Origin of the sequence: Streptomyces sp. NBC_00038 (assembly GCF_026343635.1) — a bacterium.
Classification (GTDB): Bacteria; Actinomycetota; Actinomycetes; order Streptomycetales; family Streptomycetaceae; genus Streptomyces.
The window spans coordinates 5,494,674-5,516,396 of the sequence record NZ_JAPELQ010000001.1 but is presented as its reverse complement, the minus strand read 5'-3'; the positions used below and the strand labels follow the sequence as shown (position 1 = coordinate 5,516,396).

22 protein-coding genes are annotated in these 21,723 nt (G+C 70.5%); 13 read left to right on the top strand and 9 right to left on the bottom strand.

Annotated features, from left to right (window positions below; translation table 11 throughout):
* Window positions 1-10: 10 nt before the first annotated feature.
* A complete protein-coding gene (locus OG219_RS24960; protein ID WP_266830015.1) occupies window positions 11-868 on the bottom strand; it encodes an FHA domain-containing protein in 858 nt (285 codons plus the stop codon).
* Between the two features lie 70 nt (window positions 869-938).
* Window positions 939-2,837, bottom strand: coding sequence for a serine/threonine-protein kinase (locus OG219_RS24955; protein ID WP_266830013.1), 1,899 nt, complete (start codon window positions 2,835-2,837; stop codon window positions 939-941).
* 303 nt (window positions 2,838-3,140) lie between these two features.
* Here OG219_RS24955 and OG219_RS24950 point away from each other — a divergent pair, with 303 nt between their 5' ends.
* Both OG219_RS24950 and OG219_RS24945 read left to right on the top strand, forming a co-directional pair.
* Window positions 3,141-4,841, top strand: coding sequence for a lysyl oxidase family protein (locus OG219_RS24950; RefSeq protein WP_266830011.1), 1,701 nt, complete (start codon window positions 3,141-3,143; stop codon window positions 4,839-4,841).
* A 127-nt stretch (window positions 4,842-4,968) separates the two neighbouring features.
* Window positions 4,969-6,345: a DUF3500 domain-containing protein gene (locus OG219_RS24945; RefSeq protein ID WP_266830009.1), complete on the top strand. Its 1,377-nt coding sequence runs from the start codon at window positions 4,969-4,971 to the stop codon at window positions 6,343-6,345.
* Between the two features lie 16 nt (window positions 6,346-6,361).
* On the opposite strand, the gene OG219_RS24940 is transcribed toward OG219_RS24945, so the two are convergent.
* Window positions 6,362-6,862, bottom strand: coding sequence for a hypothetical protein (locus tag OG219_RS24940; protein WP_266830007.1), 501 nt, complete (start codon window positions 6,860-6,862; stop codon window positions 6,362-6,364).
* 306 nt (window positions 6,863-7,168) lie between these two features.
* Between OG219_RS24940 and OG219_RS24935 the strand changes: the two genes are divergently transcribed.
* From OG219_RS24935 to OG219_RS24920, 4 genes are all read left to right on the top strand, one after another.
* Window positions 7,169-9,115, top strand: coding sequence for a YncE family protein (locus OG219_RS24935; protein ID WP_266830005.1), 1,947 nt, complete (start codon window positions 7,169-7,171; stop codon window positions 9,113-9,115).
* Window positions 9,116-9,389: 274 nt separating this feature from the next.
* On the top strand, window positions 9,390-9,593 hold the full coding sequence (locus tag OG219_RS24930) for a cold-shock protein (protein WP_055611897.1): 204 nt from the start codon (window positions 9,390-9,392) through the stop codon (window positions 9,591-9,593).
* A 288-nt stretch (window positions 9,594-9,881) separates the two neighbouring features.
* Complete coding sequence (locus OG219_RS24925) at window positions 9,882-11,414, top strand: DEAD/DEAH box helicase (protein ID WP_266830003.1); 1,533 nt, start codon at window positions 9,882-9,884, stop codon at window positions 11,412-11,414.
* Between the two features lie 70 nt (window positions 11,415-11,484).
* A complete protein-coding gene (locus tag OG219_RS24920) occupies window positions 11,485-11,811 on the top strand; it encodes an SCO5918 family protein (protein ID WP_266830001.1) in 327 nt (108 codons plus the stop codon).
* A gap of 141 nt (window positions 11,812-11,952) precedes the next feature.
* Here OG219_RS24920 and OG219_RS24915 read toward each other — a convergent pair whose 3' ends face one another.
* A complete protein-coding gene (locus OG219_RS24915; RefSeq protein ID WP_266829999.1) occupies window positions 11,953-12,330 on the bottom strand; it encodes a hypothetical protein in 378 nt (125 codons plus the stop codon).
* 416 nt (window positions 12,331-12,746) lie between these two features.
* Between OG219_RS24915 and OG219_RS24910 the strand changes: the two genes are divergently transcribed.
* Both OG219_RS24910 and OG219_RS24905 read left to right on the top strand, forming a co-directional pair.
* Complete coding sequence (locus OG219_RS24910; RefSeq protein WP_266829997.1) at window positions 12,747-13,085, top strand: MerR family transcriptional regulator; 339 nt, start codon at window positions 12,747-12,749, stop codon at window positions 13,083-13,085.
* A gap of 145 nt (window positions 13,086-13,230) precedes the next feature.
* On the top strand, window positions 13,231-13,617 hold the full coding sequence (locus OG219_RS24905; protein WP_266829995.1) for a DUF2255 family protein: 387 nt from the start codon (window positions 13,231-13,233) through the stop codon (window positions 13,615-13,617).
* A gap of 22 nt (window positions 13,618-13,639) precedes the next feature.
* Here the strand turns inward: OG219_RS24905 and OG219_RS24900 are convergent, their stop codons facing one another.
* Complete coding sequence (locus OG219_RS24900) at window positions 13,640-14,305, bottom strand: SDR family NAD(P)-dependent oxidoreductase (protein WP_266829993.1); 666 nt, start codon at window positions 14,303-14,305, stop codon at window positions 13,640-13,642.
* A gap of 279 nt (window positions 14,306-14,584) precedes the next feature.
* Between OG219_RS24900 and OG219_RS24895 the strand changes: the two genes are divergently transcribed.
* Together OG219_RS24895 and OG219_RS24890 are read left to right on the top strand one after the other, a co-directional pair.
* Window positions 14,585-15,568 carry a TauD/TfdA family dioxygenase gene (locus OG219_RS24895; RefSeq protein ID WP_266829991.1) on the top strand — a complete coding sequence of 328 codons (984 nt, stop codon included), beginning with the start codon at window positions 14,585-14,587 and terminating at the stop codon, window positions 15,566-15,568.
* Between the two features lie 65 nt (window positions 15,569-15,633).
* Window positions 15,634-16,206, top strand: a complete 573-nt coding sequence (locus OG219_RS24890) for a GNAT family N-acetyltransferase (RefSeq protein ID WP_266829989.1) — start codon at window positions 15,634-15,636, stop codon at window positions 16,204-16,206.
* 61 nt (window positions 16,207-16,267) lie between these two features.
* On the opposite strand, the gene OG219_RS24885 is transcribed toward OG219_RS24890, so the two are convergent.
* Complete coding sequence (locus OG219_RS24885) at window positions 16,268-16,687, bottom strand: DUF5994 family protein (protein WP_266829987.1); 420 nt, start codon at window positions 16,685-16,687, stop codon at window positions 16,268-16,270.
* A gap of 83 nt (window positions 16,688-16,770) precedes the next feature.
* Window positions 16,771-16,971, bottom strand: a complete 201-nt coding sequence (locus OG219_RS24880) for a hypothetical protein (RefSeq protein WP_266829985.1) — start codon at window positions 16,969-16,971, stop codon at window positions 16,771-16,773.
* A gap of 290 nt (window positions 16,972-17,261) precedes the next feature.
* On the opposite strand from OG219_RS24880, the gene OG219_RS24875 reads away from it, so the two are divergent.
* From OG219_RS24875 to OG219_RS24865, 3 genes are all read left to right on the top strand, one after another.
* Entirely contained in the window at window positions 17,262-17,672 is a 411-nt protein-coding gene (locus OG219_RS24875) for an STAS domain-containing protein (RefSeq protein WP_266829983.1), read from the top strand.
* A gap of 83 nt (window positions 17,673-17,755) precedes the next feature.
* Window positions 17,756-18,490, top strand: a complete 735-nt coding sequence (locus OG219_RS24870) for an ANTAR domain-containing protein (protein ID WP_266829981.1) — start codon at window positions 17,756-17,758, stop codon at window positions 18,488-18,490.
* A complete protein-coding gene (locus OG219_RS24865; protein WP_266829979.1) occupies window positions 18,487-19,239 on the top strand; it encodes a GAF and ANTAR domain-containing protein in 753 nt (250 codons plus the stop codon). The genes OG219_RS24870 and OG219_RS24865 overlap by 4 nt, the downstream gene beginning before the upstream one ends.
* A 6-nt stretch (window positions 19,240-19,245) precedes the next feature.
* Here OG219_RS24865 and OG219_RS24860 read toward each other — a convergent pair whose 3' ends face one another.
* Both OG219_RS24860 and OG219_RS24855 read right to left on the bottom strand, forming a co-directional pair.
* A complete protein-coding gene (locus tag OG219_RS24860) occupies window positions 19,246-20,055 on the bottom strand; it encodes a metallophosphoesterase (RefSeq protein WP_266829976.1) in 810 nt (269 codons plus the stop codon).
* A gap of 28 nt (window positions 20,056-20,083) precedes the next feature.
* On the bottom strand, window positions 20,084-21,616 hold the full coding sequence (locus OG219_RS24855) for a serine/threonine-protein kinase (protein WP_266829974.1): 1,533 nt from the start codon (window positions 21,614-21,616) through the stop codon (window positions 20,084-20,086).
* Window positions 21,617-21,723: the final 107 nt, after the last annotated feature.

The following is a 21,723-nucleotide window of genomic DNA, read 5'->3' as shown; positions in this document are numbered from 1 at the left end:
GCCCGCCGGTTCAGGCCGCGTCGATCAGCGCCAGGTCCATCGGTACGAGCGTGGTCGACGCGAGCAGTGCGCGGATCAGGTGGTCGTTGAGTGCGTTGCCGACCGGTTCGCCGACCTCCTCGCGGGTCAGCCAGGGGACCCCGTCGCGGGACAGTCGTACGCGTACGGCGGTGACCAGGTGCTCGACGCGCTTGTCGGTCCAGCCTGCCGGTGGCTGCAGGCCGGCGAGTTCGGCTGCCGTCTGCCGCCATGTCAGCGGCTGCGGCCGGAGTTCGTGCAGGAGGTACCGCCGGCCGAGTACGACGAGGGCGAGCTTCTCCGGCTCGGTGAGCACCCAGACCCGGGGTGGGCGGGTGACGTCCCCGTGCCGGGGCACCGGGCGTTCGTCCTCGGGGCCGGTGACGAAGACCTCGAGGAGGTGCTCGCGGCCCCTTGCGCCGCCGACGAACAGCGGGGTGTAGCCGGTGTCGAGGGGCAGCGGCTCCTCGTCCCGGAACAGCAGCCGTGCCCCGGCACAACGGATCGGCAGCCGCCCGGCGTTGCTCACCCACCAGCGGCCGTCCCGGTGGGTCAGCGTGCCCTGGTGGCGGCTGACCTGGGTGTCGTCCTCACCGAGGCACACATGTACGTCGGGCCGGTTGCGGCCGAACAGGACCTCGCGTCCGTCCCCGGGTCCCAGCGTCATGCCGCCGGTCAGCGCGAGCGCGAAGACGGTGCCCGGCAGTGGCGCGGACGCGCCCCGGGCGAGGCTGCCGTGCGTGGCGGGCAGCAGGCGACCGCCCTGGACGGGCCGCCGGCCGCCGCCGTCGGTCGTTCCCCGGTCTCCCGGCCCGCGCCTCGGCGCTCCCGGCATTCCCGGCCCGCGCATGGCCGTTCCTGGTGTTTCCGGCCCGCGCTTCGGCGTGCCCGGTGTTCCCGGTGTCCCCTGCACGGTCATGTCACTTCTCCGGCAGTTGCTTCGCGAGGTTCCGTTTGACGGTGACCGCGAACTCCGTTGCGCTGTCGCACAGTTGCTTGGTCGGCTGCGGGGCGTACACGGTCAGCTGGAACAGCTCGATGGTGTGGTCGCCGACGGAGTTCGTGTAGGTCCGGTGCGGGGTCCGTACGGTGCAGCTGTCGTCCTCGGCCTCGTCCGCGACGAAATAGCCGGTCGTCCCGTCGACGTCCACCGGCTGGCCGTCGTCCTCCAGCTCGTTGTCGCGGCTGAACTGGATCTGCACCTCGCGTTCGCCGTCGTCGCTCGACCAGTCGCAGTCCCAGGAGCCGAAGCCGCGGTCCTGGTTTCCCACTTCGACGCCGGGCAGGCGCTTGAGCGCGGTGGCGTCGAGCAGCTTGCAGGCGTCGGCGCGGGCCAGGGAGTTCGCGGCGGGGGTGGACGAACGCCGGGGTACCGGGCCGTCGTCCAGCACGCCGACCACGTGATCGGTCGCGGCGTCGGCCAGTTCGCACGGGTCGGGCGACTGTTCGCCGAGCTGCTTGCCGATGATCCGGATCTGCTTGCGGTCGGCGGTCATGACGGCACGCTCGCAGACGTTCCCGTCGCGCTGGAGTGTCACGACCGTGATGTTGCCGACCAGTCGGGTGGACAGGTCGCCGTCGAACGTGTCCTGGTCCGAGTCCAGGTTGACCTGGACGTCGGCGTTGTCGTCACCGCTGCTGTTGTGCACCAGGACGTCGCATCGGTCGATCTCCCCGTAGTCCGGGTCCAGTTCGGTGTCGCCGAAGCGGCTCAGCGAGGCGGCGTCGAGCAGTTTGCAGGGGTCGGCCGTACGGTCGGCCCCGATCGCGCCGGCCCCCGCCGCGGCCGGGGGTTTCGCGTCTGCCACGTCGTCCCCGTCGTCCTCGCCCTTCGAGGCCCACGGGCCGTAGAGGACGAGGCCGGCCGTGAGCACACCCGCCAGCGCAAGCGCCACCGCCGTGATCATCAGGGGGCGGCGTCGACGGCGTACGGCACGCGGCAGTTGGAGCGTGAAGGCCGCGAGGTCCAGCGTGCGGCGTTCGTGCAGCTGCTCCTGTACGTGCTGGGGAGGCGGGGCGGCGCGCGTCAGCAGCTTCCGGGCCCTGGCGGCGTCGGGCCGGCGCCGGGGCTCCACCTCCAGGAGCGCGGTGAGCGGCTCGGTCAGAGGGCCTGCCCGGTGCGCGGGCTCGATGTGCCCCTCGACGGCCCGGGCCAGATACGCCATGAGGTGCTCGGCCTCCCCGTACGGTGACTGGCCCTCGACCGCCGCGAACAGGGAGGCGCCCAGCGAGAACACGTCGGCCTTCTCGCCCGCGGGCTGCCCCTTGGCCACCTCGGGGGCCAGAAACCGGGGTTTGCCGCGCACACTGCCCGTCGCGGTCTGTGTCACGTCGCTCCACAGGGCCCGGGAGATCCCGAAGTCGGTCAGTCTCGCGACGCCTTCGTCGGTGACGAGGATGTTCTCCGGTGTGACATCGCCGTGCACCACACCCTCGCCGTGGGACTTCGCCAACGCGTCCGCGATCTGGCAGCCGATCGACCCGGCCTCCTCGGGTGCGATCGGGCCGCGCTCGTCGAGGATCTGCCCGAGGCTCCGCGAGGGCACGTACTCCATGACGATCCAGCAGGTGGCGCCCTCGTCGACGAAGTCGAAGACACCCACGATGTTCGGGTGGTGCAGCCGCCCGGCGTTGCGCGCCTCGCCCATCAGCCGCTGCGTGGCCCGATCGTCCTCAAGGCGCGCGCACTTGACCGCGACCCGCCGCTCCAGCCGCTCGTCCCAGGCCCGCCAGACGACACCCATCCCGCCGCTGCCGATGGGCTCCTGCAAGAGATACCGGCCCGCGATCCTGTCCCCGGCCTCTGGCGTCACCAGCACCCCGCCACTCCTCGCCCACTCGCACGTGGTCCTGCCGCACGGTGACGGAGTGTACTCAGCGGGCACTCAACGTTGATCTGCTTCACAGGACTTGGGGCGGACCCGCCCAGAACCCCCACGGGTGACAGGTCGCGGGATCGGGCCAGTTCCCTCCCAACAGGCAACCCCGGCACAGGCTTCACTCGTCTCACAGATTGCTCACAGATTCGGCCCTCGGGCGCGTGGGGTGCGCCCATTCCGTCGGCCGGTCGTGGGCTGTCCAGTCCGATGCCGTCGACCACGGCACTCGCAGACGAGGAACCGATGACCAGTCAGCAACACCGCAGTCGCTTAAAGCGTTCGGCGCTCGCCACAGGAGCCGCACTCACCGTCGTCGTCGCAGGAGCCGGAGCCGCCCCCGGGGCGGGAACGGCCGCGGACGGCACGGCGGGCAAGCCGAAGCTCAAACTGATCGCAGCGTCCAACTCCGTGACGCTGGACCGCTGGGAGGGGGAGCCGGGGGTCTATCTGGACCTCGGTACGTACGTCACGGTGGACGACGTGCCGCTGGAGTTCAAGGTGACCCGGAAGTCGTACAAGGACCCGGTCGTCACCCAGCAGATCATCCGCAACGGAAGCAGTACGCAGACCAAGACGCTGCCCGCCGGCCTGGTGAAGGACTTCTCCGGCCTGCCCGGCTTCCTCGAAGTGTCGATCAAGAACGCGGCCGGCGAGGAGGTGTCGACGAGCAAGGGCACCTTCTGCCCGAACAACGCCTCCGGGCGGATCCGTCCGGACGCACCGGCGACCTCGAAGTATCCGGAGAGCTGCCCCACCAACCCCTTCACGCTGGGCTCGGTGTGGGGAGTCGAGAAGGGCTGGGCGTCCAACTCCAGCACGGTCGACTACGACACACCCGTGGACCTGCCCGCGGGCGAGTACACCGCCAAGGTCGCGGTCGCGAAGAAGTACCGCGACCTGTTCGGCATCCCCGACGACCAGCCGACCATCAAGGTGACGGTACGTCAGGTCGGTAACGGGGGTGGCGAAGGAGCCGCCCCCTCCGCGCTGTCCTCCGCCCAGCACAGTGGCGGGCACGACGCGCACTCCGCCCACGACGCCTCCGGGCTCGCCTCGGCCTCGGGTCACCACTACGGCCCCCGTGGCGCCGACGCACCCACACCGTCCGCCCTGTCGCACGCCCTTGAGGACCGCGGCCTGGCACACCACCTGGGAGACGGGACCGGGCACACCGACGGCTCGCGCATCGCACCCGCGCTGACGGCGAGCACCGCCCGGCCCACCGGCCGTGCGGGCGTCCCGGCCAACGTGCCCAAGCCGGACCTGCGTTCGCTGCCCGCCTGGGACATCGCCATCACCGACGGCGAGGACGGGGACGTCGCGGGCAAGGACTATCTCGCCTTCAGCGCCAACGTCTGGAACGCCGGTCCCGCCCCGCTCGTCGTGGACGGCTTCCGCAGTCCCGGCAAGGACCTGATGGACTCCTACCAGTACTTCTACGACGCCGCGGGCAAGCAGGTCGGCTACACGCCCAGCGGCACCATGGAGTGGGACCCGCGGGAGGGCCACGAGCACTGGCACTTCACGGACTTCGCGAGCTACCGGCTGCTGAGCGAGGACCAGACCAAGGAGGTGCGCAGCGGCAAGGAGGCGTTCTGCCTGGCCAACACCGACGCGGTCGACTACACGGTGAAGAACGCCAACTGGCACCCGTACAACACCGATCTGTCGACCGCCTGCGGTCAGCAGAACTCGATCTCCGTCCGCGAGGTCCTCGACGTCGGCTCCGGTGACACGTACACCCAGTACCGTCCCGGCCAGTCCTTCGACGTCACCGGCCTGCCGAACGGCACGTACTACATCCAGGTGATCGCCAACCCCGAGAACCGGCTCCAGGAGACCAGCCTCAGCAACAACGTCTCGCTGCGCAAGGTCGTCCTGGGCGGTGAGACGGGCGCCCGCACGGTGACCGTACCGCCGCACGACCTGATCAACACCCCGTAGGGGACGGCCGTACCCCTGGGCCCCCGGCATGTCCGCCGCGCGGGCTCCAGGGGTACGGCTCCCGGGCACGACACCCGCCCACCGGCGACTTCAGCCGGGCTTCAGGTTTCTCCTGGAGCTTGGGCGCATGTATGGACACGGACACACCCCCCGCACCCCCGAGGCCGAGCGCAGCCGGCGCTGGTTCATGAACAAGGCGCTGTTGGCCGGCGGAGTCGCCGCCGTGGCGACCATGACCGGCTGCTCCTCGGGCTCCTCCGACACGGCGAGCTCCGCCTCGTCCTCCGGCGCCCCGGGCGGTGCCCCGAGCGGCATGCCTTCCGGCGGGCCCGGCGGGGGCGGTGGCGGCGGCATGGGCCCCGGCGCCGAGCAGGTCAAATACGCGGATGTCGTGGGCGTCACCACCGACGGCAAGGTCGTCGAGGACCTGTACACGATCCACTCCACGGATGTCTCCACGGACGCGCTGGTCAAGGCCGCGCAGGCGTTCCTGGACGGGCTCTCCTCGACGGAGCGCAAGTCCTGCGTGTTCGACATCGACGCCGACGAGTGGACGGCCTGGAGCAACGTCGACGGCTACGACCGCAAGGGCGTCCGCATGGGCGACATGACCGAGAAGAAGCAGAACCTCGGCTACGCGCTCCTCGGCGAGGCGCTCTCCGCCGACGGTCTCACCCAGACCCGCGGCATCATGAAGCTCAACGCGTTCCTCGGCGACTCCAACGGCGGCAACCAGAAGACGCTCACCGAGGGCCACTACTTCTTCACCTTCATGGGCACCCCGTCCACCACGAAGCCGTGGGGGTTCCAGTACGAGGGCCACCACGTCGCCATCAACTACTTCGTGCTGGGCGACCAGGTCGTGATGACGCCGACCTTCATGGGCTCGGAGCCCACCACGGGCACGTACAAGGGCGAGAAGATCACCCTGTTCCGGCAGGAGACCACGGCCGGCCTGGCCATGATCCGCTCCCTCACCGCGGCACAGCTCAAGAAGGCCGTCTCCTCGCAGTCGAACGGCAACGAGGACATGAAGGCCGGCGCCGGCCAGGACAACCTGAAGCTCGCCTACGAGGGCCTTCAGTGTTCCGGGCTCACCTCCGCGCAGAAGCAGAAGCTGCTCGACCTGGCCGGGGTGTACATCGGCTACATGAACGAGGGGCACGCCAAGGTCAAGCTGGCCGAGGTGGAGAAGCACCTGGACGACACGTACTTCTTCTGGATGGGCGAGACGGAGGACGACTCCGCCTTCTACTACCGGATCCACAGCCCGGTCGTCCTCATCGAGTACGACGCGCAGGCCCCCCTCTTCTACAAGGGGGACTCCACCGCGAGCGCCAGCGCCAGCGCAAGCGCGGACTCCAACGGCGGAGGCCCGGGCGGCGGTATGGGCATGGGCGGCGGCACGCCGTCCCAGGAGCACATCCACACCATCATCCGCACGCCCAACGGCGGCGACTACGGCGTGGACCTGCTCAAGCTCCACCTGGAGAACGACCACTGAGGCAGCGGACGGGGATCTACTCCCCTGCCCACTTCCGCAGCAGCGCCTCGCGTTCCTCGCGGCGCGGGGTGCTGTCGTCGGGCTGCTCGCGGCGCCACGCCAGGAGGTCGGCGACGGCCGCGCCGCCGTCGGCGAGGCGCTCCAGGAGCGTGCCGGACAGCTCGCGCTCGGCCTGCGGGTAGATCCCGCCGGCGACAGCGGGGAGAGCGCTCACGTCGACGGTGTCGTCGGCCGTTTCCAGGTGCACGGTGAAGGCGGGCGGGAGCTCGCCGTCGCCGGTCACCAGCACGACCAGCGAGTCGATGGCCATGGAGGCGAGCCGCCGGCCCGCGGACCGTACGACCAGGTCGCGGGCCTCGATCCGGCGTACCTGGTCCCAGCTCCAGGACGCGCCGTTGCCGAGCCCCAGGGTCTCGACCCCGTCCTCCGTCAGCCGCACGCCGGACGCCGTTCCGATGGGCTCGGCCCCCACGTACACGGCGTCCTCGGTGATCCAGAACAGGCCGACCATGGCCATGGGTTGCCTCCAGCTGCGGTGCCTTTCGGGCGAACAGCCTTGCGCCGCCCGGGTGTCGGCGTGTGAGACGGCTGAGGCGGCCACACGGTTTCGCCCCGCCGGGAACGCTTCCAGAACGCGCCGTACAGCCACTTCCAGGACGCCGACTGGCAGGAAACTCCCTCCACTTCTGTCACAGGCATGCCATACGCTCTCCACAGCAGCCGCGCCCCGCGCGTCACCGCACGTCAGCGGTCACGTCCGGGCGTTGCGCGGCGCTTTCAATCCCCGGCGACCACCGGGGTTTCTTGTGGGGGGTACATCACTGTGCGCAGGCGCAGCATCTCTACCGCGACGGCACTCGCGGTCCTCTTCAGCTCGGCGGCGCTGAGCGTCGTCACGGCCGGGCCCGCGTCGGCGGCCTCCGCGATCGTCGGCTCGCCCGCGGGCATCGTCGTCGACGGCGCCGCCAAGCGGGTCTTCGTCGGCGACGACACGAACGACCGGATCATCGCCGCCGACTACAACGGCAACCGCGTCGACTCGGTGAGCGGCATCGACGGGATCTTCGACCTGGCCCTGTCCGACGACGGCACCACCCTGTACGCGGCGGCGCGGGTCAGCCACGAGATCGTGGCCCTCGACGCGGCCACCCTCGACATCAAGGCCCGCTATCCCGTGGCCGCCTCCATCGGCCCGCTGTACGTCGAATTCACCGGCGGCAAGGCCTGGTTCTCCTACGAGGGACTGGCGGACGGCAACGGCGACCTGGGCTCGGTCGACCCGTCGGTGGACCCGGCCTCCGGGACCGACGCGGTGGCACTCGGGCAGCTCCCGGAGGGTGCCGGAGCCGGGATCACGCCGTTCCTCGACACCGACCCGTCCGCGCCCGGACTGCTCGCCGTCGGCGGGACCGACTTCTTCGACGCGTCCAAGACCGTGATGGCCGTCGTCGACGTCTCCGGCGCCGCACCCCAGGTGACCGCCAGGCACAACGGCGACTACCCGTTGGGTCACATCGACGACGTCGACCTCGTGCCGGGCACCCCGCAGGTACTCCTCGACGGCACGGCCCGGCACGACTACGCGGACGGGAAGTTCACCGCCACCGGCACCTACCCGGCCGGCCAGAAGGCGGACATCGCCCCGAACGGTCTGATCGCCCAGATCAGCGACTCGAACGTGGCGGTCTACCGGCCCGGCGCGACCAAGCCGATCCGCACGTACGCCGCCGACTCGTCCACCCTGGCCTGGGCCCCGGACGCCTCCCGGATCTTCGCGCTGGTGTCCTCGCCCGGCGGCTACACGCTGAAGGCGCTCACCGACCCGGCGCGCAGCGTCCCGGTCCTCACGGCGAACGCCCCCGCGACGGCCACCCGCGCCAAGAAGCTCACCGTCACCGGCAAGCTCACGGCGACCGTGCCGTTCCCGGCCGGCACCAAGCTGGCCGTCACCCGCACCGACCTGGACAGCCCGAACGGCAAGGCGCTGCCCGCCGTCACGGTGAAGGCGGACGGCACGTACAGCTTCACCGACACCCCGCCGGCCGGCGGCACGGTGACGTACAAGGTCTCCTACGCGGGCGACGCCGAACACACCGCGGCCACGGCGTCCGACAAGGTCACCGTCTCCCGTGCGAAGCCGACGCTGACCCTGAACAAGAACGGCAAGGTCTACAACTACGGCACCGACGTCGCCTTCACCGCGCACCTCGGCTCGACGTACAAGAACCGCTCGGTCGAGATCTGGGCGAACCCGTTCGGCAGCGACAAGCCCAACAAGCTGCTGAAGACCGGGAAGGTCAACTCCAGCGGCAACATCGGCGCCTGGGTCGACATGACGCGCGACACGGAGATCACCGCGGTCTTCAAGGGCGACGCCCGGTACGCGCCCAGGACGGTGAAGGTGACGGCCTTCGCCCGGGTCAAGATCTCCACCGCCGTCTCCAAGCACTACAAGACGGCCAAGATCGGCTCGCAGTCGTACTACTGGTTCCACAAGAACACCGACCCGGTGCTCACCACGACCATGACGTACTACCCGGGCCGCATGCAGCGCTTCGACCTCCAGGTCTATTTCGAGGGCACCTGGTACTCGATGGACTCGGAGTACTTCGCGCTCGGCACGAACGGCAAGTCGGCGGTCAGCCTCGGGGCGCCCGGCGAGTCCGGCATCCGGGCGCGGATGCGGTCGACGTACGTCAACAGCTCGTCCGGCGACACGGTGAACTCGACGACGTACGGGGCCTGGAAGTACCTGTACTTCTCCAACTAGCCCACCTGGCCCCGGGAAGCCCTGGGTAGAAACGTTGGGACCCGAGGAAGGCAATATCTGTGTCCGCGAAGTGAGAAATTGACGCGACGTGCGATGAGGGTTATTCGGTCGACAGGCGGAGCAGAGTTATCGAGAGCACATGGCCGATCGCAGCGTGCTACTGTCGATCTCAGTTGCAGTTGTGGTCCCCAGAAAAATCCTGCGGGGTAATCATCACGGCGACACGGAGTGCGCACAGTGTGAACTCCGAGCACCGCCCCGAAGGAGATTCAACATGGCTGCCGGTACCGTCAAGTGGTTCAACGCGGAAAAGGGCTTCGGCTTCATCGAGCAGGACGGCGGCGGCGCCGACGTCTTCGCGCACTACTCGAACATTGCCGCCCAGGGCTTCCGCGAGCTCCAGGAGGGCCAGAAGGTGACCTTCGACATCGCGCAGGGCCAGAAGGGCCCGACGGCCGAGAACATCGTTCCCGCCTGACGCTGACGCTTACTTCGCAGCTGGGGCCCGCACCTTGGGGTGCGGGCCCCAGCTTGCTGCATTCCAGGACGCGGACGCGGTGAATCACCAGAACCGTCCGCATGGAATTCCCGAGATCACTGCCGGGATCCCGCCGATTTTCTCGGCGCCGTATCCCGTGAGTATTTATCGCCGACCGAGTCCGACCGATTCGGTTCCGCATTGTCTTCGGCCCGTTCTTGCGATTCTCTGCGCTGCTCATTTGCTGCGGGAATTCCTTGATACGCGCCATATCAAGGAAGGTTCCGCATGAACCGCGACCGCACAAGCAGCCGCTCGAACGATCGTTTCTCCCGCACCCGCACCGGAGGTTCCGGCAGTTCCGGCCGCTCCGGCTCCGGCGGATACGGCTCCGGAGGCTCCGGCTCGGGCAGGAGCGGCGGCCGCTCCGGCGCTCCGGGCCGCAGCGCCGGTTACGGACGCCGACCGGCCGCGCCGCAGGGCGAGTTCGCTCCGCCGAAGACGATCACCCCGGCGCTTCCCGCCGTCGAGGCGTTCGCCGATCTCGACATGGCGGCGCCGTTGCTGGCCGCGCTCGGTCAGCAAGGTGTGACCGAGCCGTTCCCGATCCAGGCGGCGACCCTGCCGAACTCCCTCGCGGGCCGTGACGTACTCGGCCGCGGCCGTACCGGCTCGGGCAAGACCCTCGCCTTCGGCCTCGCGCTGCTGGCCCGTACGGCCGGTCAGCGCGCCGAGCCGAGGCAGCCGCTGGCGCTCGTCCTCGTCCCCACCCGCGAGCTCGCCCAGCAGGTCACCGACGCGCTCACCCCGTACGCCCGCGCCGTGCGGCTGCGGCTGGCCACCGTCGTCGGCGGGATGTCGATCGGCAGGCAGGCCGGTGCGCTGCGGGCCGGGGCCGAGGTCGTCGTCGCGACGCCGGGCCGGCTCAAGGACCTCATCGACCGTGGCGAGTGCCGGCTGAACCAGGTCGCCATCACCGTCCTCGACGAGGCCGACCAGATGGCCGACATGGGCTTCATGCCCCAGGTCACCGCGCTGCTCGACCAGGTGCGCCCCGAGGGGCAGCGGATGCTGTTCTCCGCCACCCTGGACCGCAACGTCGACCTGCTGGTCCGGCGCTACCTGACCGACCCGGTGGTCCACTCGGTCGACCCGTCCAAGGGCGCGGTCACCACCATGGAGCACCACGTCCTGCACGTGCACGGCGCGGACAAGCACCGGACGACCACCGAGATCGCGGCGCGCGAGGGCCGGGTGCTCATGTTCCTGGACACCAAGCACGCGGTGGACCGGCTGACCGAGCACCTGCTGAGCAGCGGTGTCCGCGCCGCCGCCCTGCACGGCGGCAAGTCGCAGCCGCAGCGCACGCGGACGCTGGCCCAGTTCAAGACCGGGCATGTGACGGTGCTGGTCGCGACCAACGTCGCGGCGCGCGGGATCCATGTCGACAACCTCGACCTGGTCGTCAACGTGGATCCGCCCACCGACCCCAAGGACTACCTGCACCGCGGCGGACGTACGGCCCGCGCCGGCGAGTCGGGCAGCGTCGTCACCCTGGTGACGCCCAACCAGCGCCGCGAGATGAGCCGGCTCATGGTCGCCGCCGGAATCACCCCGCAGAACACCCAAGTACGTTCGGGCGAGGCGGAGCTGAGCCGCATCACGGGCGCTCAGGCCCCCTCGGGCATCCCGGTCGTCATCAAGGCGCCGGTCGTGGAGCGGCCCCGGCGCTCCGCCTCGTCGTCGTCCTCGTCGTCCTCGTCCCGCGGACGTCGCGGTCGCACCGGGTCCCGGCGTCCCGCCGTCAACCCGGCGGCATAGCGGTGCCGGTGAAATCCCGGTGGGCGGAAGCCCGTTGTCCCCTCCCCTCCTCCCTCCCCTGTGAGGCATCATGCGCTGTGTCATCGCCCGCTTCCCGTTCGACCTCACCAAGAGCGGGGTGCTCGACTCGATGAAGGGCATCAAGCCCGAGCCGATCACAGGTGATTCCGTGATCATCGGCCGCTGCCACTACCCCGTGAAGCAGGTCGGCGAGGTCATCACCCGGCAGGACCGCCGCGACTTCACCGGCGGAGAGGTCACCCGCGCCATGGCCCGCCTCGGCTTCACCTGCCGCACCGACAGCGCGCTCGCGCCCGCCGCACCGCCCGCGCCCGCCCTCACGCCGCTCCAGAACGCGTCGGCGATGCTCGGCAGCCCCGCGCCCCTGGAAGTCTGAGGAACGGTCGGCGAAAGCCGCCACACCAGTACGCCGCTCCACCAGTACAGCGATGAGGGCCCTGCCGACGCGCGTCGGCAGGGCCCTCATCGCGTTTATCGCGTTTCAACGGGTTGTCGGTTGTCGATCGCCTCGATCGCCTCAGCCGTCGGAGTAGCTGAAGTCGCCCACGGTCCAGGCGCTGACGTCCTGGATCGCGACGCGGTACATCCCGCCCGTCTCGGGGATCCCCACGTTGCCCTGCAGGATCCGGGCGAGGTGGAAGTGCAGGTGGGTGGGTGCCGCAGCGGGGTCGGGGCGTCCTTCCGCCGGCCGGTCCGCGGTGAAGATGTCGGAGAACGGGCCGAGGAGGTCCGAGTCCTTGAGGACCTCCGACACGCGCTCCCTCCACACGGCTTCGGGAGCCAGCCGGCCGGTGATGACGGCGCCGCCGGCCACCACGGTGAGCGACATCTGATTGCTTTGCCCGGACTCCACCATGGCGGAGATGTCAACGAGCAGCTCGTCAGGGTTCGACATGGGAGCCGATTCTATTCAGCGGCCCGTCCGGCCACACCTCCCACTCCCGGGGAGCGCAGAATATTTACGCCTCTAGGGCTCTGAAATCTATGTTCGCCAGAGTAGACATTGCTTGGTGTCGTGGCTAAGGTTTCTTTCATAGCCAATGATCGACTCAGTGGAAGGACGGAGGAGCAGACGCCATCAGGATCGCCCGGACCGAGATGTATCCGGTCCGGGTACCGCCAGACCCCGGAATGGAAGGTGGTCCCCGGTCAAGCATCCGCGATCCTCGCAGTCCCGTCCTTCTCTCAGGCCGGGCAGCGGAAACAGAAGGTCGGCGCAGCAGTAGAGCCGACCGATGGTGTTGAATTTCCTTCGGGGCCCTGGTGCCGTACGGCACCAGGGCCCCTCGACGCGTTGCACATCGAGGTGAAATGACAGCAGATACTCCGCTCAGTGGCCGTCTGGACGACGACGACTACCCCGCGTACACGATGGGCCGGGCCGCCGAGATGCTCGGCACCACGCCCGGTTTCCTCCGGGCCATCGGCGACGCCAGGCTGATCACTCCGCTCCGCTCCGAGGGCGGGCACCGGCGGTACTCCCGCTACCAGCTGCGGATCGCCGCGCGCGCCCGCGAGCTGGTCGACAAGGGAACCCCGGTCGAGGCCGCCTGCCGCATCGTCATCCTCGAGGACCAGCTCGAGGAAGCACAGCGCATCAACGCCGAGTACCGCCGCGCCGCGAAGGAAGCCTCCAACGGTTCCAGCTGAGCGCTTGAGCGCACTTCCGCCGGCGACGACCGGCACCTCCCGCTCGACACGGGGTGGCACACCCCGCCGACCGCCGTGCGGTTGCCGCCCGCGATCACGGCGGTCAGCCTGAGTCCGGAACCCGTACCCCGAGGGAGACATCCGGATGACGACGTGGACGAGTGACGAGCTCGACGGCATCGAGGCGGCGGAGGAGCTGCGGATCGCGTCCCTGCGGCGCGACGGCTCGCTCAGCAGTTGGCGCACCATCTGGGTGGTCCGCCTGGGCGACGACATCTTCGTACGGTCCGTGAACGGGTCCACCTCCGCGTGGTTCCGCGGCACCCGCGTCCGCCAGGAGGGCCGTATCCAGGCCGGCGGGGTCGAGAAGGACGTCACCTTCGTGGACGCCGAAGCCGAGGTCGACGACCGGGTCGACGCCGCGTACCGCGCCAAGTACGGCCACTACGCCGCGAACATCATCGCGTCCATCACCAGCCCCGAGGCCTCCGCCACGACGATGCGGCTCGTGCCCCGCGCGCAGCGGTCCTGATCCCCCTCCGTGACGGTCGGGATCAGCTGTCGAGGTCGTCCGCGTAGTGCCGGAACCCGTGCCGCTCCCGGTGGAGGCCCCACAAGGTGTCCGCGAGCTTGGCGGGGTCCTTTCTGTCGTGGCCCGAGATGATCGCGCCCGGGATGATGAGCTGCGCCACGTGGATGCCGTCGCCGGCGAGCGTGTCGTGCAGCAGGTGGCCGTAGGCGCTCTCGGCGGCGAAGGCGATCGAGGTGCCCGCCCGGTCGGGGTGCGGGACCACGGCGGTGCCGCCGTTGACGAAGAGGATGGTGCCGCGGCCCAGCGACCGCATGGAGGGCAGCACCTGGCGGACGGCGGTGGCGGGTCCGTACAGGGAGAACTCGATCGGGCCCACCAGGTCGGCGGGGGCCGTCTCGAGGACCGGCCGCATGAAGTCCCGGTGCGGGATGGGGCTGTACTGCAGGATCTCGATCGGGCCCAGCGTCGCTGCCGCGGCGTCCAGGGCGGCTTCCAGGGCTTTCGGGTCGCGTACGTCGGCGGCGAAACCGCGCGCCGTGATGCTGGCGCCGGTCAGGTCGGCGGCGAGGGCCTCGACGCGTTCACGGTTGCGCGAGACGAGGGCGACGTCGTGGCCCTCCCGGCCGAACCGCCGCGCTACGGCGGCTCCGAGGCCGGGGCCCGCTCCGATGATGGCGATGGTGGTCATGGGCTTCCTTCGGTGGCCGGGGCTGACGTACTCGTTCCGAGTCTGGCCGCTCAGCGGGTGCCGCCGCGCGGGGCGCCCTCCAGAACCCGCCTTCGTCTCCTCGTCGAAACTCTCACCCTCACGCTACGGCCGCCCCCTGAGACACTGGTCGGATGACCCGCGAGACGCGCCCCGAGGAGCCGGGGCAATTCCTCAGGACCCGCCCTTCCGCCCACTGAAGGCCGCGCGGCGGTCCATGATTCTTTCGACGGGGTCGAACTCACGGTCAACGGAGCGCAGATGACGGCAGACGACGGTGTCGAAGGCGCGGACGGCGTGGAGGGCGTAGCGGGCGTCGAGGTGAAGCCGGTCGCGGGGCTGATCGGCGCGGAGATCACGGGGGTCGACCTGGCGGCCGGGCCGCTGGACGACGCGGTGGTCGCGGTGATCCGGGCGGCGGTGCTGCGCTGGAAGGTGGTGTTCTTCCGGGGGCAGCGGCTGGATCACGCGGCCCATGTCGCGTTCGCGCGGCGGTTCGGTGAGCCGGTGACGCTGGGAAAGCGCGGCAGCGCGTCGCCGGAGGGGTTCCCGCAGGTCGAGACGACGGCCGACCGGCTGGAGCTGGGCGGACGGTACGGCATGGAGCACGCCGAGTGGCTGGAGCGGCGCCGCCACACCCTGCTGAGGGGCTGGCACTGCGACCACGGCGCCAGGATCGACCCGCCGGCCGCGACCATCCTGCGCGCCGAGACCGTACCCCCGTACGGCGGCGACACCACGTGGTCCAACCTGGCGGCGGCGTACGCGGGACTGTCGGAGCCCGTGCGGCGGTTCGTCGACGGGCTGCGCGCCGAGCACCGGCTCGGGGTCGGGTACCAGCCGCGGCCGGGCGAGGACGCGTACATGCGGCATCTGCTGGACCGGCAGGTCGCCTCCAGCCACCCGCTGGTGCGGGTGCACCCGGAGACGGGTGAGCGTGTGCTGTTCGTCAACGGCTACTACGTCGAGCAGATCCAGGACGTGTCCCGCGCGGAGAGCCGCCTCCTGCTGGAGATGCTGCTCGAACAGGCGGTCCGGCCCGAATACACCGTGCGGTTCCGGTGGGAGCCGGGCAGCGTGGCGTTCTGGGACAACCGCGCCACCATCCACCTGGCCCCGAACGACCTGGCCCACCTGGACTTCCCGCGCGTCATGCACCGCGTCATGCTCACCGGTGACGTCCCGGTCGGCGTGGACGGCAAGCCCTCCGAACCGATGGTCGGCACGGAGCCGGGGCGCTGGTGACGAGTGACCGTCCCGCGGCCGGGGGAGATCCCTTTGGCAGAGGCCCGTATGACAGAGAGGCCCGAATGACCGAGGTGTACTTGCGCGGGCTGTCACGGTGGCAGGCCGAGCAGCAGCGGGACGCCGTCGCGGACGTCCATGTCACGGCGTACGACGGTGTGGCGGGTGCCGAGTACCGCGACCGCCAGGGCTTTCTGCGCCGGTTCGAACAGCATGTGCAGCAGCCCGGCTTCGACATGACGGTCGCCGACGCGGGAGGTCTCGTCGGCTGCGCCTACGGGTTCCGGCTCGCCCGTACCGGCGAGTGGTGGTCGGGTTTCCGGGGCGACCTGCCGAAGGAGATCGAGGAACTCGCAGTCTCGGGGCGCACGTTCCGGCTGGCCGGCCTGATGGTGCTGCCCGCCCACCGCCGCCAGGGCATCGCGACGCGGCTGAGCGAGCGGCTGCTGTTCCGTCTCGGCGCGGACCTCGTCGTCGCCGCCGTGGAGCGCCCCGAGGGCTACACCCGTGAGAACGCGGCGGCGAGCACCCTGCGCGCCTGGGGCTGGTCGAAACTCGGCGAACTCGGCCCCGGTGCCTCGACTCCCGGGCGGGAAACGGCTGTTCGGGATGTGTGGATACGCAGACCGCTGCGGTGATCCCGCCCTGGCGGGAGTGGTTTCAGCGGGGCTCGCTGAAGCGCTGGGCAAGCACGGCGTTTCAGCGGGGCGAGGGGACGCCGCCGGCCTCGGCGGCCGCCACGGCCGCCATCAGCGGCTCCGCGTCCGCCGCGACGAGCTCGGGCGGTACGACCAGCAGGTCCCGGCGCTCCCGGCCCGCGCCGCTGAGCAGCCTCAGGACATGGCGGCCGTGCGGCCCGGAGGTCCGGTGCAGCCGTACGACATGGTTGGCGACGAGCATTCGGCCGGGCGAGGCGTGCCACATCTCCGAGTTCACGGATATGCCGGTGATCTGCCCCCACGCCCGGGGCAACTCACCTATCAGCAGCGGGAGTTCGACGAGCAGGTCGCGTGAGCGGGGCCACCATGCCCCGTCGACGCGCCGGGGCACGGTGCTGTGCGGCGGCAGGCTCAGACGGACGAGGGGCTGGGAGGGCAGCGGCTGGACGGCGGTGGCCATGGAAGCGCTCCTGTCTGGGGGCACGACTTCGGCGTGCCGGTGGCTCGTGCGCGGCGGACCGCAGCACGCGGGACGGAACAGGCTCACTGGCAGAAGGCGTCGAACACCTCGAAGCCGTCAAGGACATCGAAGCCGTCGAACGCATCAGAGACATCAAGCGCAGCAGAGGCATCGAGGACGAGGAACCGGCGGAGGGACCGAACTGCGGTCATAGGGCGGAACCTGCCCCGGGCGACGATCGGCCCGGCGTCGTCCTGCGCCGAGAACGAGACCGGCTCGAGCACCGGCGTACGACATGCCCTCGGTTCGCCCACCGTACCCCGCCCACAGGCAAAGGGGACTTCGGAGACCGGACGCCTTTCGACCCTGAACCGCCGGTAACCGGACGGGAAAAGGCCCTTCGATCACCCACTCGACAGATACCGAAGCGAGGAGCTCCCCTCATCCCCACAGCAGTACGCTGAGTGTGCGGCAGCCCCTGCCCCCGGCCCTCTCCGTGCAGTCCCGTTCCGCGCAACAGAGGCCCTGCGCAAGGCGAAAGCCATCCGGCAGGCAGACAAAGGAGATGGGGCACATGAGCCCGCATCCCGACCGGCACGACCCGCACGCCCTGCACGACCCGCACGACGAGTGCCGTACGGTCCGCGCCGACGGCGAGCTGGATCTGACGACCGCGCCGGACTTCACCCGCGGCCTCGAAGACGTCCGCCACGGCAGCGGGCGGCTCTTCCTCGTCGTGGACCTGAGCCGCGTCACGTTCATGGACGGCAGCGTCCTGGACCCGCTGTGCGCGGCGTGGGACGACTGCCACGAGCGGCTCGGGTGGGCGCGCGTCGTCTACACGCGGCCGGGCATAGGTCTGGTGTTCCGGGCCGCCGCCGTCCAGGAGCGGTTCCCCAGGTACGCGACCGCCCAGGACGCCCGGCGCGGAGTGGCCGCCGATCCCCGGAAGCAGTACAGCGTGGCGGGAGACCTGTCCGCGTAAGGTACGCACGGCGAAGGCCGCCGGGCGCCTCTCCCCGAGGAGCCCCGGCCGCGGCGGAACGGGATCCGGTGATCAGCGACGGCATGGCCGACGTTCTGCGGTCGTTGCGCCTCGGCGGGCGCGGGAATCCCGCCGAGGCGTGCGCGCGGGCGCTGCGTGCCGAGGGCGTCGCGCTGTCGCTCCTCGTGGGCGACGGCCGGACACCCGAACCGCTCTGGTGCCACCCCGGGGTGAGCGCCCGTTTCGAGGAGCTCCAGTTCACGCTGGGCGAGGGGCCGGGCCCGGACGCGGTCCGCACGGGCGCCCCCGTCTCGGAGCCGGACCTGGACCGGGTGCGCCCCGACCGCTGGCCCGCGCTGCTGCCGTCGGCACGGGAGCTGGGCGTACACGGTGTGAGCTGCTTCCCGCTGAGCATCGGGGCCATCCGGATCGGCGTACTGACCATGCTGAGCGACGGGGACCGGCGGATCAGCGAGCAGCAGTGGACGGATGCCACGGCCCTGGCCGGCGCGCTGACCGGCGCGTTCCTCAACGGGGACCGGCGGCGGAGCGGGGGCGGATCCGCACTGGCTCCGGGCGCTTTCCTGGCGTGGCCGACGGGACTCCACAGGGCGAAGGTGCACCAGGCCACGGGCATGATCAGCGTCCAGGCCGGGGTGTCGATGGCGGACGCCCTGCTGCGCCTGCGGGCCTTCGCCTACAGCAGTGAGCGTCCCCTCGGGGAGGTGGCCGACGACGTGGTCGCCCGCAGGCTCCGTTTCGACGACGATATGGACGACACGAGCGGGCCTTTTTCGCCCGACGGTGGAGAGGGATGATCGGCATGGCCCGCGAACGACGCCTGGTGGAGATCTTCGTGGAGGTGGCGGACTCCCTCGTCGAGGACTTCGACGTCCTCGATCTGCTGCAACGGCTGTCCACCCGCTGCGTAGAACTGCTGAACGTGTCGGCGGCCGGGATCCTGCTCGTCGACGCGCACGGCGAACTGCAGTTGATCGCCGCGTCGGACGAACACACGCGTCTGCTGGAGCTGTTCGCGCTCCAGCACGACCAGGGTCCGTGCGTCGAGTGCTACCGCACCGGTGCGGCCCGGACGAACATAGACCTGTCGCGCCAGGACGTGACGGCGGACTGGCCGCGCTTCGCCGCACGCGCGCGGGAGACGGGTTACGTGATGACCCACGCGCTACCGCTGCGCCTGCGCCACCGTGTCGTCGGCGCCCTCAACCTCTTCCAGACCGCGCCCCACCGCCTCGGCGACGACGACATCGCGCTCGCCCAGGCACTGGCCGACGTGGCCACCATCGCGATCCTCCAGCAGCGCACGCTGGAACAGTCGCACATCGAGAAGAGCCAGCTGGAGAACGCGCTCACCAGCCGCATCCTGGTCGAACAGGTCAAGGGCGTACTGGCCGAACGCTGGAACACCTCGGTGGACGACGCCTTCACCGCGTTCCGCTCGTACGCGCGCGCCCGTCACCTGCGTCTGTCGGACCTCGCCGCGCGGATCATCGCCGGCGACTTCGACACCGCGGACATTCCCGCGCCATCCCTTCCCGGCCCATGAAGCCCCTCAGTTGACGAAGACCAGGCTCTCCGCCTCCTCGACGATCTCCTCGGGAGCCGGCGGAGTCAGCAGGGTCGCGGCATAGCGTTCCGCGTCCGGGTAGGCCGCCCGGTGGGCGCGGGTGACGGCGTCCGAGACGTCGTAACGGGTGGTCCTGAGCCGGACGTCGGGGCCGAGGAGCGCCCAGTGCGCGGTGCCCGGCTCGCCCGAGTGGTACGGGTGCCCGACGCTTCCCGGGTTGACGCTGCGCAGGCCGGCCACCGCGCGGTCGAACTGGAGGTGCGAGTGGCCGGTGACGAGGACGCGTGCGTCGATCGCCGCGGACAGTCGCGCGAACCGCTCGGACGGCGTTGCCGGCGTGACCAGTTCGTGGTCGCTGCGCGGGGAGCCGTGACAGAAGTGCACCGGACCCAGCCCGTCGATCCCGACGACGACTCCGAAGGACAGGTGAGTGAGGAACTCGATTGCTTCGGGCGGGTGTCGGGCGGCGATCCACTCCTGCCGCGGATTGTCGGCCACCCGCACGCCGGTGCCGATCTCGGCGGCGTAGCGGTCGCAGTTGCCCCGTACGCACAGGGCGCGGTCGCCGAGCGCGGCGATCAGTTCGTACGTCTCCTGCGGCTGCGGTCCCCAGGTCAGATCGCCGTTGAGTACGACGAAGTCGGCTGCGACGACGTCCGGTTCGGCGAGCACGGCTTCGAGGGCGGGGATGTTGGCGTGGACGTCGGAGAGTACGGCGACCCGCTCGACCGGGCCGTAACGGTGCGGGTTTCCCTCCCAGCTCGCCGGGCCGTGCAGCGTGACGTCGTCGTCCATCGGGACCGGCCCCTTCGGCGGAAAACCCTCAACGGAGCGTGCGGAAGCCCGCCTTGACCTTGTCGAAGACAGGCCGGTAAGTGTCCCACTGCTTCTCGGGCGCCGACAGATAGATGTCGTACTCCCGGCCGCCCTCCTGCCCGAAGCCGAAGTCGATGGCCCGGAACCCCCGGACCCGTCCCTCGAAGGTGAACTCCCATACGGCCGCGGGCAGTCCCTGGAACGTGGTGGGCTGCATGCGCAGTTTCCGGTACGACGTGGGGTAGTTGACCTTGGTGTTCGCCTCGATGGTCAGGAAGTGCGACATGGGGTTCGCGCCCGCGGGTTCCACCATGCCGATCGTGAGGCCGGCCAGGCCCGACTTGTCGGCGTAGTCGACCTGTTCGCTCGACGCGTTGCCGCGCTTCCAGCCGTCCGGGACGGGGAAGGCGACGCCCAGCGTCTTGTCCGTGACGAGGTGGAAACCCTTGGGGACGGGGGGAGGGGTGGACGCGGCGGCTGTCGCGGGGGTGGTGCCGGTACCCTGCGCGGTGCTGCCCGCACCGTCGCTCTCGGCGCGCGACATGACGTAGACGCAGCCCGCCACGACGGCGGCGGTCAGCGTCACGGCGGCCGCACTCCAGGCGAACGCGCGCCGCTTCTTCCTGGCCGGCGCCAGAGCCGGCGCGGGCTCCCGCCGAGTGGACCCGGGCGGCACCTGCACCTGGGTATGCGTCTGGGCCCGCGTCGGCGCCTCCCCGGCCCCGACCGGCGGCACCGCCCGCAGCGCCCGTTCCGTCTCCTCCGCCGACGGCCGCTCGTCCGGGTCCTTGGCCAGCAGCGCTTCGATGAGGGGTTCCAGGGGCCCGGCCTGCTTCATCGGTGCGAGCGGATCGGCGACGACCGAGTACGCCGTCTCCACCGCCGTGTCCTTGCGGAACGGGGGCCGCCCCTCGACGGCCTGATACAGGGTCGCGCCCAGTGCCCAGAGGTCGGCGGCGGGTCCGGGCCTGCGGCCCCGCATCCGCTCGGGTGCGATGTAGTCGATCGACCCGACGATCTCGCCGGTCTTCGTCAGCGTCGAGGTGCCGCTCGCCATGGCGATGCCGAAGTCGGTGAGGACGACTCGGCCGTCGGCGCCGAGGAGTACGTTGCCTGGCTTGACGTCGCGGTGCAGCACCCCGGCAGCGTGCGCGGCCCGCAGAGCGGCGACCATTCCGAGCCCGACCCTGGCGGCCTCGCCGGGCGGGACGGCACCGCCGCCCTTGAGCAGCGCATCGAGGGTGGTCGAGGGCACGTACTCCATGACGATGCAGGGCAGCCCCTCGTCGTCCACGACGTCATGGACGACAACCACGTTGGGGTGAGCGATCCGGGCGGCGCTGCGCGCCTCGCGGCGGGTGCGTTCGTAGAGCGTGGCGAGCTCGTCGTCGGAGAGGTGCCGCTGGACATGCAGCCGCTTCAGCGCGACGTGCCGGCTGAGCACCTCGTCCTCGGCCCGCCACACGGTGCCCATGCCACCGCGCCCGATCTGCTCCGCCAACCGGTACCGCCCGGCGATCAGCCGCCCCTCGTCCGACACAACGCGCCCTCGCCGACTCTCCTGGTGCCACTTGCCCTGTGCTGCTCTGCAGCTCCGTAGCTCTGTGTTCGATTCGCGTCGACACCATAACCGGCGCAGGTTGCGGG

Bases quoted from the DNA above. Each gene is read 5' to 3' on its own strand.
- OG219_RS24960 (WP_266830015.1), bottom strand. From the start codon at position 868: ATGCGCGGGCCGGGAATGCCGGGAGCGCCGAGGCGCGGGCCGGGAGAC.
- OG219_RS24950 (WP_266830011.1), top strand. From the start codon at position 3,141: ATGACCAGTCAGCAACACCGCAGTCGCTTAAAGCGTTCGGCGCTCGCC.
- OG219_RS24945 (WP_266830009.1), top strand. From the start codon at position 4,969: ATGTATGGACACGGACACACCCCCCGCACCCCCGAGGCCGAGCGCAGC.
- OG219_RS24940 (WP_266830007.1), bottom strand. From the start codon at position 6,862: ATGGCCATGGTCGGCCTGTTCTGGATCACCGAGGACGCCGTGTACGTG.
- OG219_RS24930 (WP_055611897.1), top strand. From the start codon at position 9,390: ATGGCTGCCGGTACCGTCAAGTGGTTCAACGCGGAAAAGGGCTTCGGC.
- OG219_RS24925 (WP_266830003.1), top strand. From the start codon at position 9,882: ATGAACCGCGACCGCACAAGCAGCCGCTCGAACGATCGTTTCTCCCGC.
- OG219_RS24920 (WP_266830001.1), top strand. From the start codon at position 11,485: ATGCGCTGTGTCATCGCCCGCTTCCCGTTCGACCTCACCAAGAGCGGG.
- OG219_RS24915 (WP_266829999.1), bottom strand. From the start codon at position 12,330: ATGTCGAACCCTGACGAGCTGCTCGTTGACATCTCCGCCATGGTGGAG.
- OG219_RS24910 (WP_266829997.1), top strand. From the start codon at position 12,747: ATGACAGCAGATACTCCGCTCAGTGGCCGTCTGGACGACGACGACTAC.
- OG219_RS24905 (WP_266829995.1), top strand. From the start codon at position 13,231: ATGACGACGTGGACGAGTGACGAGCTCGACGGCATCGAGGCGGCGGAG.
- OG219_RS24900 (WP_266829993.1), bottom strand. From the start codon at position 14,305: ATGACCACCATCGCCATCATCGGAGCGGGCCCCGGCCTCGGAGCCGCC.
- OG219_RS24895 (WP_266829991.1), top strand. From the start codon at position 14,585: ATGACGGCAGACGACGGTGTCGAAGGCGCGGACGGCGTGGAGGGCGTA.
- OG219_RS24890 (WP_266829989.1), top strand. From the start codon at position 15,634: ATGACCGAGGTGTACTTGCGCGGGCTGTCACGGTGGCAGGCCGAGCAG.
- OG219_RS24885 (WP_266829987.1), bottom strand. From the start codon at position 16,687: ATGGCCACCGCCGTCCAGCCGCTGCCCTCCCAGCCCCTCGTCCGTCTG.
- OG219_RS24875 (WP_266829983.1), top strand. From the start codon at position 17,262: ATGAGCCCGCATCCCGACCGGCACGACCCGCACGCCCTGCACGACCCG.
- OG219_RS24870 (WP_266829981.1), top strand. From the start codon at position 17,756: ATGGCCGACGTTCTGCGGTCGTTGCGCCTCGGCGGGCGCGGGAATCCC.
- OG219_RS24865 (WP_266829979.1), top strand. From the start codon at position 18,487: ATGATCGGCATGGCCCGCGAACGACGCCTGGTGGAGATCTTCGTGGAG.
- OG219_RS24860 (WP_266829976.1), bottom strand. From the start codon at position 20,055: ATGGACGACGACGTCACGCTGCACGGCCCGGCGAGCTGGGAGGGAAAC.